11 protein-coding genes are annotated in these 13,139 nt (G+C 68.6%); 2 read left to right on the top strand and 9 right to left on the bottom strand.

Annotated elements, in window-relative coordinates; all coding sequences use genetic code 11:
- Window positions 1–57: 57 nt before the first annotated feature.
- The 3 genes from J7I44_RS12850 to J7I44_RS12840 all read right to left on the bottom strand — a co-directional run bounded on the left by J7I44_RS12850 (window position 58) and on the right by J7I44_RS12840 (window position 5,610).
- Window positions 58–2,850, bottom strand: a complete 2,793-nt coding sequence (locus tag J7I44_RS12850) for a PAS domain-containing hybrid sensor histidine kinase/response regulator (RefSeq protein ID WP_209621447.1) — start codon at window positions 2,848–2,850, stop codon at window positions 58–60.
- A gap of 131 nt (window positions 2,851–2,981) precedes the next feature.
- The gene (locus tag J7I44_RS12845) at window positions 2,982–4,916 is read right to left on the bottom strand and encodes a hybrid sensor histidine kinase/response regulator (RefSeq protein WP_209621444.1); all 1,935 of its coding nucleotides are present in this window, start codon (window positions 4,914–4,916) and stop codon (window positions 2,982–2,984) included.
- Window positions 4,917–5,001: 85 nt separating this feature from the next.
- Window positions 5,002–5,610 (bottom strand): class I SAM-dependent DNA methyltransferase, encoded by a 609-nt coding sequence (locus tag J7I44_RS12840; protein ID WP_209621442.1) that lies wholly within the window; start codon window positions 5,608–5,610, stop codon window positions 5,002–5,004.
- 105 nt (window positions 5,611–5,715) lie between these two features.
- On the opposite strand from J7I44_RS12840, the gene J7I44_RS12835 reads away from it, so the two are divergent.
- The gene (locus J7I44_RS12835) at window positions 5,716–6,009 is read left to right on the top strand and encodes a hypothetical protein (RefSeq protein ID WP_209621439.1); all 294 of its coding nucleotides are present in this window, start codon (window positions 5,716–5,718) and stop codon (window positions 6,007–6,009) included.
- Window positions 6,010–6,144: 135 nt separating this feature from the next.
- Here the strand turns inward: J7I44_RS12835 and J7I44_RS12830 are convergent, their stop codons facing one another.
- From J7I44_RS12830 to J7I44_RS12820, 3 genes are all read right to left on the bottom strand, one after another.
- Complete coding sequence (locus J7I44_RS12830) at window positions 6,145–7,059, bottom strand: sensor domain-containing protein (protein WP_209621435.1); 915 nt, start codon at window positions 7,057–7,059, stop codon at window positions 6,145–6,147.
- Entirely contained in the window at window positions 7,059–7,421 is a 363-nt protein-coding gene (locus tag J7I44_RS12825) for a PadR family transcriptional regulator (protein WP_209621432.1), read from the bottom strand. Before J7I44_RS12825 ends, J7I44_RS12830 begins: the two co-directional genes overlap by 1 nt.
- Before the next feature lie 119 nt (window positions 7,422–7,540).
- Entirely contained in the window at window positions 7,541–9,403 is a 1,863-nt protein-coding gene (locus tag J7I44_RS12820; RefSeq protein ID WP_209621428.1) for a PAS domain-containing protein, read from the bottom strand.
- 248 nt (window positions 9,404–9,651) lie between these two features.
- Between J7I44_RS12820 and J7I44_RS12815 the strand changes: the two genes are divergently transcribed.
- Window positions 9,652–10,608 (top strand): hypothetical protein, encoded by a 957-nt coding sequence (locus J7I44_RS12815; protein WP_209621426.1) that lies wholly within the window; start codon window positions 9,652–9,654, stop codon window positions 10,606–10,608.
- Between the two features lie 25 nt (window positions 10,609–10,633).
- Here the strand turns inward: J7I44_RS12815 and J7I44_RS12810 are convergent, their stop codons facing one another.
- Genes J7I44_RS12810 through J7I44_RS12800 form a run of 3 tightly spaced genes read right to left on the bottom strand, consistent with a single transcriptional unit; the run spans window position 10,634 to window position 13,121 of the window.
- A complete protein-coding gene (locus J7I44_RS12810) occupies window positions 10,634–11,011 on the bottom strand; it encodes a response regulator (protein WP_209621423.1) in 378 nt (125 codons plus the stop codon).
- Window positions 11,011–12,498, bottom strand: coding sequence for a sensor histidine kinase (locus tag J7I44_RS17040; RefSeq protein ID WP_209621419.1), 1,488 nt, complete (start codon window positions 12,496–12,498; stop codon window positions 11,011–11,013). Before J7I44_RS17040 ends, J7I44_RS12810 begins: the two co-directional genes overlap by 1 nt.
- Complete coding sequence (locus tag J7I44_RS12800) at window positions 12,495–13,121, bottom strand: TOL_0243 family YfiR-like periplasmic protein (protein WP_209621418.1); 627 nt, start codon at window positions 13,119–13,121, stop codon at window positions 12,495–12,497. The genes J7I44_RS17040 and J7I44_RS12800 overlap by 4 nt, the downstream gene beginning before the upstream one ends.
- Window positions 13,122–13,139: the final 18 nt, after the last annotated feature.

Below are 13,139 nucleotides of genomic sequence, written 5' to 3'. Positions count from 1 at the left end.
CCACAAGTGGATTCCTACAAGGGCGTGGCGGCCGGGCTGAAGTGAGCGGTAGTCCCGCTAGCCGCCGAGCACCGCTCGCACCTTGCGCTCCAGCTCGTCGTTGCGGAACGGCTTCTGCACCACGCGCTCCTCGCCGACGCCGGCCAGTGCGGTCTGGTCCGCGTAGCCGGTCACGAACAGCACCGGCAGGTCCGGCCGGCGTGCGCGCGCCTGCTGGGCCACCTCGACACCGTTCATGCCGGGCATGGCGAAGTCCGCAACCAGCAGGTCCACCTGCGGCGAACGATCGAGCAGATCCAGGGCCGCGCCGCCGGATCCGGCCTCCAGCACGTCGAAGCCGAGCTGGCGCAGCCGCGCGGCGGTGACGTCGCGGACGGCGCAATCGTCATCCACCAGCAGCGCGACCCGCCGCTGCGCCAACGGCTCGGCAGGGGTGTGGTGGTCGGACGCAAGCTCCGTGATGGCGGCACCCGCCTGCGCGCGCGGCAGGTAGACGCGCACGGTGGTGCCCGCGCAGGGACGGCTCTCGATGCGCACGCCGCCGCCGGACTGCTCGGCAAACCCGAGCACCTGCGCCAGCCCGAGACCGGAGCCCTTGCCCACGCTCTTGGTAGTGAAGAAAGGCTCGAACGCGCGCGCCCGCACTTCCTCGCTCATGCCGGTACCGGTGTCGGTGACCGAGATGGCCACGTAGTCGCCCGCGGCCGGCTCACCTGGTTGCCGCGGTTCCCCGGCAAGCGTGGCGTTGGCCGTCTCGATCGTCAGGCTGCCGCCGACCGGCATGGCGTCGCGCGCGTTGATCGCCAGATTCAGGATCACCAGCTCGATCTGGGTCGGATCGACCAGCGCGCTCCACAATCCCGGTTGCAGGTGGGCCGCCACCGCGACGCTGCCGCCCATCGTGCTGCGGAGCAACTCGCTCATGCCCTGGACGGTGCCGTTGAGGTCGACCACCTTGGGCTCCAGCCGCTGACGGCGGGAGAACGCCAGCAGCTGCGAGGTGAGCGTGGCACCACGCAACGCGGCCTGGCGCATCAGTTCCAGTCGGCGCCGCACTTTCGGCTCGTCGACGGTCATCTCGATCAGGTCCAGGTTGCCCAGCACGATGGTCAGCAGGTTGTTGAAGTCGTGCGCGACGCCCGAGGTGAGCTGGCCGACCGCCTCCAGCCGCTGCATCTGGCGCAGCGTCGCCTCGACCCGCTCGCGACCTTCGATCTGGTTGCGCAGCTGGCGGTTGGCCGCCTCCAGTTCGTGCGCGGCGAGTTTTTCCTGGGTGACGTCGCGGCCAACCGCGTAGATGCGGTCGTACTCGGCGACCGCGGTCCAGGCGATCCAGCGCCAACCGCCATTCTCGCAGTGCATGCGGTTTTCGAAGGGCGGCGCCTGGTGCCCGCGGCGCAGGCAGGCCAGCACGGCGTTGGCGGCCGCGCGGTCTTCCGGGTGGATGAAGTCCAGGAACGGCCGCGTGAGCAGGGTCTCGGTGTCGTAGCCCAGGATGCGTGTCCAGGACGGGTTGATCACCTTGAAGTAGCCGTCGAATCCGGCCACCGCGAACAGGTCGCGGCTGAGTTCGAACACGCGCTCGCGCTCGCGCCCGATCTTGAAGGCCTCCTCCTGCAATGCGCGATTGCGGTCTTCCAGCGCCGTCCGCTGCTGGTGCGCGCCGGTGACGTCCTGGTTGACCCCGATCATCCGCCGCCGCCCGTCGGAGCCGGTCACCGGCGTGCCCTTGGAGAGGATCCAGCGGGTCTGGCCGTGCGCGCGGATTCGGAACTCGATGTCCACCGGCTGGCCGCTCTCGGTGCTGCGGCGCACGGCCTCGTCGACGGCGATGCGGTCTTCCGGGAAAACGGTGGCGAGCCAGGCTGCGTCGGGAGTGATCCCGGCGTCCGGGTCGAGCCCGAACAACACGTACATCTCCCGCGACCAGCTGGCGTCGCCGGACGGCAGCTCCCATTCCCACACGCCGATCTTGCCCACCCGCTGGGCCAGCTGCAGCCGCGCCTCGCTGGCGCGCAACGCGTCTTCGGCACGGCGGCGGTCGGTGATGTCCATCAACACGCCCATCGCGGTGGCTGGCTGGCCATCGACGACGTGGATCTCCGCACGCAGCAGCAGTGCACGCTGCTCGCCATCGGGACAGTTGTAACGGAACTCCATTTCGACGAACCGCTCGCCGCGCGCGAGCGCATCGACCATGCCGGCGTGCACACGCTCGCGCTCGCCGGGCGGGTAGCCGGCGCGCACCTGTTCCACCGTCGGCGTGGCGTCCTCGGGAAAACCGAGCAGCCGGTTGAGTTCGGGCGAGCCGACCATGGTTTCGTTGCGCAGGTCCACTTCCCATACGGCCATGCGCCCGGCCTCGATCGCCAGGCGCAGCCGCGCCTCGCTGGTTTCCAGCGCCGCACGCAGCTGTCGCCATTCGCTGACGTCCTGCAACGTGCCGGTGTAGCGCACGGCGCGCACCTGGCCGTCGACCGGCGCGAACAGCGCCTCGCCATGGGCCACGACCCAGCGAACCTGGCCGTCCGGGTGCACGACGCGGTATTCGTAGGGCACGCTTTCGCGGATCTTCGGATCGAGCGCACGCAGGAGCAGGCCGTGCGTGCGCGGCAGGTCCTCAGGATGGGTGCACGCCTGCAGTTGTTCGAGCCGCAGCGGCTCGTCACCCGGCGGCAGGCCGCAGATCTCGCGGGCGCGGGGGGAGTAGACGAAGGTGTTGTCGAGCAGGTTCCAGTCCCAGATGCCCAGCTTGGCGGCGCGCGTCGCCAGCTCCAGCCGGCGCGCCTCGCTGCCAAACGGCGATTCGGCGCGCGCCTGGGCAGAGAACGGACCCGCGCGGTGCTGCATGAGAATCCCTCGTACCTACGGCCAGCCAGGGCACTTTAGCGCAGGCAGGACACAGCCACGTGAGATCCGCTCACGCAGTTTCCGCAGTTGGGCTTCAACGCACCAAAGCAGTCATGCCGGAAAGCGGCCGCTCAGCCGGCCTCTTCCTTGATGCCCAGCTGGCCGGCGGCATCGCCGATGGCCCGATGCAGTTCGCGCCGGGTGAAAGGCTTGCTCAATCGCACCAGGCCTGGAAGCGGCGCACCCGGCAGATCGGCATAGCCGGACGCCAGCACGATCGGCAGGCCCGGCGCGCGCTCACGCAATAGCCCGGCCAGCCGGATGCCGGTCATGCCGGGCATGGCCTGGTCGGTGATGACCAGGTCGACCTCGCCGCCGGCGTCGAGGTACGCCAGCGCCTCCTCGGCCGAGCGCACGGCGTGTACGACATGCCCGAGATCCTCGGCCATGGCCATGGTGCTCAGAAGTACCAGGTCGTCGTCGTCCACGATCAGCAGCGTCAGCGGGTCGGCGGCGTGCAGCGGCGCATCGGCGTCACCGACCGCGACCGCAGAGGGGGCGGCCTGGGCCGTAGCGACCGGCAACCAGATTTCGACCGTGGTGCCCCTGCCCGGCTGGCTCTGCAGCAGCAGGCGCCCGCCCGATTGCTCGGCCAGGCCAAAGGCCATCGACAGGCCCAGGCCAGTGCCCTTGCCCACGCCCTTGGTCGTGAAGAACGGTTCGGTGGCGCGCATGACGGTGGCCTCGTCCATGCCGTGGCCTTCGTCGGCGACCCACAGGCAGACGTACTCGCCAGACGGGAGCGCGGTCGAGTGGCCCTCGCCCACGTGCTCGCTGCTCGCACCGATCTCCAGCCGGCCGCCCTGCGGCATGGCATCGCGGCCGTTGACGGCAAGATTGAGCAGCGCCAGCTCCAGCTGGTTCGGATCGATCAGCACCCGCGGAAGCTGCAGCGGGAAGCTGGTGCCGATGCGGATCTCCGGACCCAGCGAACGGCGGATCAGTTCGGCCATGCCGTGCACCAGCAGCGGCACGTCGACCGGACGCGGGTGCAATTCCTGGCGTCGCGCGAAGGCAAGCATGCGCTGGGTCAAGGCCGCGCCGCGCTGCGCGCCGGCCATGGCGTTGTCCAGCAACAACTGGGCGCGCGGGGCCGAAGGCAGCCACTTGCGCAACAACTCCAGGTTGCCCATCACGGCCATCAACAGGTTGTTGAAGTCGTGCGCCACGCCGCCGGTCAGGTGGCCGATGGATTCGGATTTCTGCGCCTGGAAGAGCGCTTCGCGCGCGGCTGCCAGCTCTTCCTCGGCACGCTTCTTCTCGGTCACGTCGCGGGTGATCTTGGCGAAGCCCACGACGCGGCCATCGGCATCGGTCAGGCGGTCGATCACCACGTGCGCGAAGAACAGGGTGCCGTCCTTGCGCTTGCGCCAGCCCTCGCCTTCGTAGACACCCTGGGTGCGAGCGACGGCGAGGTTGCGCGACGGCTTGCCGGCGCTGGCGTCCTCGTCGGCGTAGAAGTGGCTGAAGTGCTTGCCCAGGACCTCGTCGGCGCGATAGCCCTTGATGCGCTCGGCGCCGGCATTCCAGCTGGCCACGTGGCCTTCGGGATCGAGCAGGTAGATCGCGTAGTCGCGCACGCCCTGCACGAGCAGGCTGAACTGCTGCTCGTTGCTGCCGAGCATCTCATCCGCCTGGTGCGGCCAGGGAAGGTCGCGGGCCAGGAAAACGTAACCTTCCAGTTGGCCCGCCTTGTCGCGCACGGCTTCGAGGATGGATCGCATCCACAGCCGCTGGTCGTATTTGCCCAGGCGCCAGCCGGTCTCCTCGTCGCGCCCCTCGTCCCTGGCCGCCTTGAGCGCGTGTTCGGGCAGCCTGGCGGATCGGCCTTCTGGGGTATGGAGTGCGGCGAACGGCTGTCCCACGATCTCGCCAGCGGTGTAACCGAAGATGCGTTCGCCCCCCGCGTTCCAGCTGGCGATGCGCCCCTGCGGATCGAGGAAAACCATGGCGAGCGCGTCCAGCGCCTGCACCATCCGGCTGTAGTTTTCCTCACCTGTCGACATGCTTGCCTCTCTGCCCAAACGATCTGCCATTGCCGTAGGCAGACTGCGGATTATGAGGTCTGCCCTCATCCTCGCTGTGAAATGCCTAGCCCGCCATCTGCGCCCGTTCCAGCGCCGCCACGTGGCGCTCCAGACGTGGCCCCAGATAGCAATGTGACCCGCAGGGGAGCAGTCCCACCTGCGCAAACTGCCGAAGGTACCAAGCGGGCGGCCGCGAGATAAACCCTTCGCGGTCACCCACTACGTCGTCGCGGCTGGTGAACACCTCCAGGAATGCCACGCCCTCGAGCATCTCGCCGATGCCGGCGAGGCCCGCGCGGATTTCCGCCGGCCGCAGGTAATGCAGCACGTCGGTGCACACGATCAGGTCGAAACGCGCTTCGAAGCGCAGATGCTCGAGCTGGCCGAAGCGCGCCAGCCCGACGTTGCGGCTGCGCCCGTAGCGGGCCACCACGTAGGCGCTCGCATCCAGTCCGCGATACGCCACGCCGGGCCGCAGGGCGCGCAGCGGCGCGCGCCAGGGCGCTTCACCACAGCCGACGTCCAGCACGTTGCGCAGCGGTCGGCCCAGGTAGTACTCGGCCTGCGCGACCGCCAGCGCCACCTTGCGCTTCAGCTCGGCAGCGGAGGCGACGGCATGGCGCGGGTCGCGATACCACTTGTCGAAATAGGCGCGGTCGTAGGTCTTGGACATGGGCGGGCGGTTGCGGGAAAAGCCCATGGTACGGCCTGGCAATCACCCGACGCATACATGGGGCACTCCAGCATTTTTGCAACCGCCCCGCCTGGAGCCCGCGCCATGTCCATGATTCGCCTGCGCCTGATCGGCAACCGCGATGCCGCCGATTCGATCATCACCATGCTGCATGGCATCGACGGTATCGAGCACGTCGAGGAGATCGAGGACTTCATGCTGGGCGTACGCGACGATTCCAGCTCGGCCAACCTCGTGGACGACAGCGAGGGCCGGGTCTTCATGGTCGAGGTCGACGCCCCGGACGACATGCACGCCGACGCCGTGCGGGTGGTCGCCGAAGCCGAGGCGCGGCGGCTGGATGCCGGCCTGGAGATCGTCGACGGCGAGGATTTCTAGTTCGGATGCGTAGGGTCGTTCGCCCATGTGCGGTGCGGATTGCGACCCGTTGACCGTAGGAGCCCGCTTGCGGGCGATGCTCTGCCTAAACCCGCGGGATAGCATCGCCCGCAAGCGGGCTCCTACAGGGTTCGCTCAGCCGCGCACCAGCAGGTGTCGCGCAACCTGTCCGTGCATGCGACCCAGCCCGCGCACGAGGTGCAGCGTGGCGAACAACAGCATCACGCCGAGGACGCACAGCCCGATGGCGTCGATCCAGCCCGGCACGTGCTCGCCCCAGCCCCAGTCGATGACCACCCGGTGGTCGACGAACAACCGCGACAGGTCGCCCCGGTTGACGATCCAGGCCACCGGCGCACCGATGAAGCCTACCGACACCGACACCAGCGTCACCGCGATCGTGAAGTAGACGATGCCGAGCGGGAGCATCAGCAGCATGTAGAGCAGCGTGGTCCAGGTACGCGCATCGGTGAACATCGCACCGATGCGTTTCATCAGCGTCAGCTCACGCGTCGGATACGGCGGGCGCCGCGGCATGCGGGCGCCCAGCATGGCTTCGACGATGCGCCCCTCGACCAGCGAGAGCACCCGTACCGAGCCGAAGAACAGCACGATGAACGGCAAACCGACGATCAGTACCGACAGGCCCGCCGACAGCGACACCCCGGTGACCGCCCAGGTGAAGTAGAAGATGCCCGTGGCCAGCGCCAGCACCATGTAGAACAGCGCGCCGTAGGTACGCGGGTCGGCTGCCACGCCGAAGAAGCGACCGGCCAGCGAGCGGCGCTTCGGCGGCGGCGGCGGGCGCAGCGCGCGCTGGATCCGGATCTCCTGGTCGCGGTACAGCTCGGCCACCTCCTCCGGTGCGCCGTAGCTGCCCACGACGTGGGCCAGCATGTCTGCCTCGCTGCGCGCCGGCTGCTCGGCGAGCTCGGCGCGCAGGTGCTCCTCCGCGTCGTAGAGCGCGTCCTGCACCAGTGCCGGGTCGGCGCCGCGCAGCGCGGCGCGCAGCTGGTCGAGGTATTCGTTGATCGTGCGCGGTGCGTTCATCACACCTCTCCTTGAAGGACCTTGTCGACGGAATCACGCGTGGCGTTCCAGGCCGCGACCCATTCGCGCAGCACCTCCCGCCCCGCTGGGGTAACGCGGTAATAGCGGCGCGGCGGCCCGCTCACTGAAGGCTCGACCTCGCTGGCCAGCAGCCCGGCCGCCTCCAGGTTGCGCAGCACCGGGTACAGCGCGCTCTGCTTGCCGGCCAGCACGCCCTCGCCCAGTTCCTCCAGCCGCTTGGCGATCTGGTAGCCATACAGCGGCTGCCTCGATTGCTCCAGCACCGCCAGCAGCACCAGCGAAACCGTGCCGGCGGAGAGCTCCTTCTGGAATTTCTTCAGATGGCCGACCCGATCGTCCACGCGCTCGCCTGCACTGCCACTTGAGTTGGTGTGCAGGTTATTGCGAAGTTCGTACTAGTACATGGGTCTGAAGTCATGCCAGCGCAGCACGACCGCACGGTTTTCGCCTGGCGCCACGATCAGGAGCTGCCGGCGAGCCGCTCCATGGGTACCGACACATGCACTTCGAGCCCCTCGGGATGCCAGTTGCGGGTCAGCTCGCCAGTCAGCTGGTCGCGCAGGGTCAGATCGACCAGGCGGGTACCGAAGCCGGTGCGCCGTGGCTCGTGCACGGCGGCCCCGCCCCGCTCGCACCAGTGCAGGACGAAGCGGTCGCCGGCACGTTCGCCCCACACCTTGACCCGCCCTTCGGGTACGGCGAACGCGCCGTACTTGGCGGCGTTGGTGGCGAGCTCGTGGATCGCCAGGGAAAGCGGCATGACCGCACGTGGTTCGATCGGGACATCGTCGCCGGCCAGCTCGACGCGGTCGTAGCCCTCCAGCGCGTAGGGCCTGAGCAGGCGGCGGGTGAGCCCCAGCACGGTGGCGCCCGTTTCGGCCGGCTCCTCGTCGCGTCCGTGGGGTCGTGCGTAGTCGTGCGCCTCGCCCAGCGCCATCAGCCGATCCATCAGCTCGTTGGCGAAGGGACGGCTCTGGGGAAACTGCCGTACCGTGAGCGCCACCAGGCCCGCGATCACCGCAAAGATGTTCTTGATGCGATGGCTGAGCTCCTTGCCGGCCAGTTCCAGCTGTTCGGCGGAGGCCTTCCGCTCGTGGATGTCGGTGCAGGTGCCCATCCAGCCCAGGATTCGGCCGGCCTCGTTCCGCACCGGGTGCGCGCGCCCCAGCATCCACCGGTAGGCGCCGCTGTGGTGCCGCATGCGGTACTCGATCTCGTAGGGCTCGCCCGTCACCAGGCTGTGCCGCCAGCGCTCGAAGGTCCGCTGGCGGTCGTCCGGATGGAACAGGCAGGCCCAGGCGTCTCCCTCGGTCGTGCCGGGCGCCGCGCCGGTGAACTCGTACCAGCGCCGGTTGAAGAAGTCGTGGTAGCCGTCGGACCGCGCGGTCCAGATGATCTGGTCGACCGAGTCGACGATGGTCGCGAGCGACGCGCGGCTTTCCTCCAGTGCCTGCTCGATGCGCTTGCGCTCGGTGATGTCGAGGAAGAGCACCGCGAACCGCTCGCCACCGAGCGGGTGCGCGCGGGCCTCGAACGAGCGGAACTGCAGCGCCGGCACGTTGACCTCGAATACGGAGGGCGTGCCCGTGTCGACCACGCCGCCGTACAGCTGGATCACGCTGAACGGAAATCCCGGAATGACCTCGCTGACCGGACGCCCCAGCACATCCCGCGCATCGCGGCCGGTCTGGCCGGTGAACGCCTCGTTGACCTCCAGGAATACGAAATCGACCACCCCGCCGTGCTCGTCGCGCACGGCCTCGGCGATGAAGAAGCCTTCGCGGATGCTGGCAAACAGTTCCCGGTAGGTCCCCTCCTGCAACTCTGCGCCGGCCGCCGCTTCGGCGCGGTGCAGGCCGCCGGCATCGGCCGGGGCTCGGACATGGCGCACGGCACCCGTGGTCTCATGGCCGAACTGGAACGCTCCGACCTGTTCCCCGCTGGCCGCGCGCAAGGGGAAGTAGCTCATCTCGTAGCTTTTGCGGCTTCCCTCGGCGCCATACTCGCCCGTCTGCTTGAACGACTCGCCGCCGAGCGCCCGGCTCCACACCGCTTTGACTTCGGCCTGCTGCCGGGGCATGTCGGCAAGCAGTTCGAGCATCGAATCACCCGGCCGGGGGTGTATGCCGAAGATCCGCTCGAACTCGTTCGCGCTGGCCTTGTTGATAGCCAGGAGGCGGTAGTCGAGGTCGGCCACCTGGACCATGGCCGGGCTGGCATCGATGACCTGCTGGAGGATGTCCAGTGCCGGAGGCGCTTCCGGCGGCCCATTTTCCGCCGGGCGGGAAGGACGCGTCGTCGGCTGGGCCTGTTGTGGGGTCATCGTGCCAAGGCGCCTTCGGTTGGCGTGGTGAAGTCCTCCGGAACGAGCGCAAAGGTGTGTCCGGCCCCCGAGGCATGTGCCTTCGCAGGCTACATGGCCTTCGCCTGTCGCGGCGATACTGCGCGCCGATCAACATGGTCGATCCGCAGTCAACGAGGCGTAGGCTTGCAGTGAATTGCGGCGCCCCGTCGCCAGGAGAACGTTTTCGTGGCAAAACAGCACAGTCGTCTGCGCGAGAGGGAGGTGCCGTGTCTCTTCGCTTCGTCGGTCTGGGCCTGATCCCGACGCTGGCGGGCTGTTCCGACCTGGAAAGCAGCGCCGACGTGCAGGCCCTCCAGGCCGCGGTGGCACCGCTTCATCTCGACGATCCTCGCAGCGATGTCAGGACGCACGTGGCACAGCTGGACTTTCGCCCGATCGGACTGCGTGATCGTGGCCATTGCACGGGGTACACCGGAACCGATGCCCGGCTGCTCAGGCTGCAGGCCCATGTGGGCATACGATGCCTGCGGGGAGCCACGCTGCGCCCCGGCTACCCTGAGCACAACCGGCGGGTCCACGTGGCACGCGGCTACGCACGCGCCTATAACGCGATTCTGGCCGACGTGACCAACGGACATTTCGCCAGGCGCTTTGCGGCCGATCGCCTGACCTGGACCGTGCCCGACCGGTTCGATGTCCGGCTGCCTGATACGGGCTGGTCGGGCAACCGCTCCTGGGAGATAGACGCATTCTGGGACGGCCAGCGGCTGGGGCCCTGCCGGCAAGCGGAGAAAAGCCACCCGCCATGCGGCAGCTTTGTGAGGATCCTTCCCGGACCCGGGCATGGCGATCCCGGGCGCAGACCCAGCCGGCTGTCGAGCAGCCGCCGTGACGGCTCGGATTTGTGGTTCACGTTGACCCCGACCAGCCTGCGCGCGGAACACTTCCCGGGGCTGAGGTACCTGGGCTCCACGACCAAGGAGCACTACTTCGCGATGGAGTCGCCCTACATCGGCTATATCGTCTGCTGGGGGAACACCGACAGGTATATCGTCCCCGCGGTGGATCCCGGTTTGCCGGACAGCCACGCGCTGACCTGCTGGACGTCGTTCGAGCTGGCCAACCGCATGGAGGTGAACGTGCAGGTGTGGGGCGCCAGCCTGCGAGACGTGGCCCTGCTGCTGAGCCGGCTCTACGCGCAGGCCCGGGCGATGAGCGCCTGACGACGCCCAGGCCGAGTGTCCGCGGTCAGGCTTCCAGCGCGGCGTTGACCATGCCCGGCAACGTTTCCAGCGAGAAGGGTTTCTGCAGCACGCGGTAGACCACCGACTGCAGCGCCGGCGGCAGCGGCGACGGGGCGTAGCCGGTCATCAGGATGACCTTCAGGCCCGGGCGCAGGGTGCGGGCGGCTTCGGCGACCTGATAGCCGTCGATATCCGGCAGCTTGATGTCGCTCAGCAGCACGTCGATGCGCACGTCCGATTGCAGGGCCTGCACGCCGGACGTGCCGTCGCTGGCCTCCACGACGCTGAAGCCGGCTTCCTGCAGGCCTTCCATGACAAGTTCACGCAGGAACGCCTCGTCTTCGACCAGCAGGATATGGGGGGCGGTGTCTGCAGTGGGCATTACGCTTCCTCGGGGAGAGTTTCGCGGGGGACGCGGGGAAGGATGATGTGGATGGTCGTGCCATGGCCGAGGCGGCTCTCGATCTGCGCCACGCCATTGGATTGCTCGATATAGCCCAGGATGGTGCTCAGGCCAAGGCCGGTGCCCTTGCCCACCGGCTTGGTGGTGAAAAACGGGTCGAACGCCTTGCGGCGTACGTCCTCGCTCATGCCCACGCCGGTATCGATCACGCGCAGGCGGACGTAGTCGCCCGCGGCCAGCCCGTCCACCGGATGGGCCGCATCCACCTTCAGGTCGTCGGTGCAGATGCAGATCGGGCCGCCGTCGGGCATCGCGTCGCGCGCGTTGATCACCAGGTTGAGGATCGCATTCTCCATCTGGTTGGCGTCGCACAGCACCGGCCAGTGCGATTCGAGCCGATAGTCGATGCGCCAGCTGGAGCCGACCGAATGGTCCAGCAGCGGCTGGATGCTGCGCACCAGTTCGTCCAGCCGCACCGACTTGGGCGAGAGCGGCTGGCGGCGGGCAAAGCTGAGCAGGCGCTGGGTCAGGCTGGCGGCGCGGTCGATGCCGTCCTGGGCCATGTCCAGGTAGCGCTGGATCTGGCGATGGCGAGCCTGGCGCTCCTCGAACAGCTCGCGGTCCCGCGCCGGCATGTCCTGGGCCGCCGGACCGGCAGCGACGCCTTCGCGCTCGAGCTGGACCTCCCGCTCGATCACCGGGTCGGTGTGCTGCAACTGCTTGTTGAGGCGCGCGAGGCTGCCGCGGATGATCATCAACAGGTTGTTGAAGTCGTGCGCGACGCCCCCGGAAAGCTGGCCAATCGCCTCCATCTTCTGGCTCTGGCGCAGAGCCTCCTCGGTGCGTGCGCGATGTTCCATCTCGTCGCTCAGCCGCTCATAGGCCGTGGCCAGCTCGCGCGCACGTCGCTCCAGCGCCGCGTTGGCGCGCATGAGCACGCGATGGGCGACGGCCAGCGCGAACAGCATCAGCACGGCCATGAGGGTCAGCAGCGCCACGCCGCTGTAACGGGCCAGTTGCATGATCAGCGGCGTTTCGGCGGCGCGCAGGTACACGCTGCCCACCGCGGTGCTGCCCTGTTGCGCGGGTACGGCCACCACCAGGCCATCGCGCGGCAGTCGTCCACCGTTGGCGAGGCTGTCGGCCAGCGGTCGGCTGCCTGCGCGCTGGAAACCGGCCACCTGGCGATGTGCCTCGTTGTAGACGGCAGCCGCGTCCAGGCGCGGGTCCAGCATCAGCGCATTGACATATTCCTGCGCGGTGGCGCGGTCGTTGAATGCGATCGCCGCGGTGACGCTGGCGGCCAGGATCTTGGCCTGCACGGTGAGCTGGCGGCGGTGCTCGGCGTGCGAGGAGTGGTACTGGTAACCGGCCGCGAGCGCGCCGGCCAGCAACAGCAGGCCGGCGGCGATCAGCGACATGACGGGCCGGAACACGAAAGGCTGGCCCGGGCCCTGCCGCTTCACGACGCCTCCCTCACGGCCAGGGCGAGGTTGAGCAGCTTGGAACTGATGGTGATGTGGTTGCGCGCGGCAGCGCCGGTGTCGATCACGAAGCGCACGCGGCCGCGATCGATCACGAACTTCACGATGCCGCCATCGGCGTGCGGTTCCGTCGAATCGACCACGGTGAGCACCGGCTTGCCATCGACCGCTTCGAGCGCCTCCTGGACGGTCTGCGACGCGAGGCGGCTGATGAACACGATCTGGCACTGGCTATCGGGCGTGAGTGTCTCCAGCCGGTGCACCTCGAACGGGTGCGTGCCCAGGCTGCGTCCGGCGACCGCTTGCTGAAGGTAGGCGTCGAAGGAGGCATCGCCGGCCACGCAGATGCGGAAGGGCTGTTGCGGCGATTCGAACGTCGCCGGCGGCCAGTTGACGAACGGCGCGAGCTTGTAGAGATACGTCGCCTTGACCGCGTATTCCAGCGAAACGGCTGGCTGCGGATGCGGCGCGGGCTGCGGCGAGGCCTCGCAGGACGCGCATGCCAGCAGCAACGCGAACAGGCAGGACGGCGTGCGTACGCCAAGCCGGGCGAGCAGCCCGGCGATGCGGGCACGGACGCGGGTGCGGCGGCTGCGGGGCGGCATCTGCTGGTGCATCCGGCC

It is taken from the genome of Frateuria flava, assembly GCF_017837635.1.
Taxonomy (GTDB): domain Bacteria; phylum Pseudomonadota; class Gammaproteobacteria; order Xanthomonadales; family Rhodanobacteraceae; genus Frateuria_A; species Frateuria_A flava.
The sequence above is the reverse complement of the archived record's forward strand: the minus strand, read 5'-3'. Positions and strand labels throughout refer to the sequence as shown.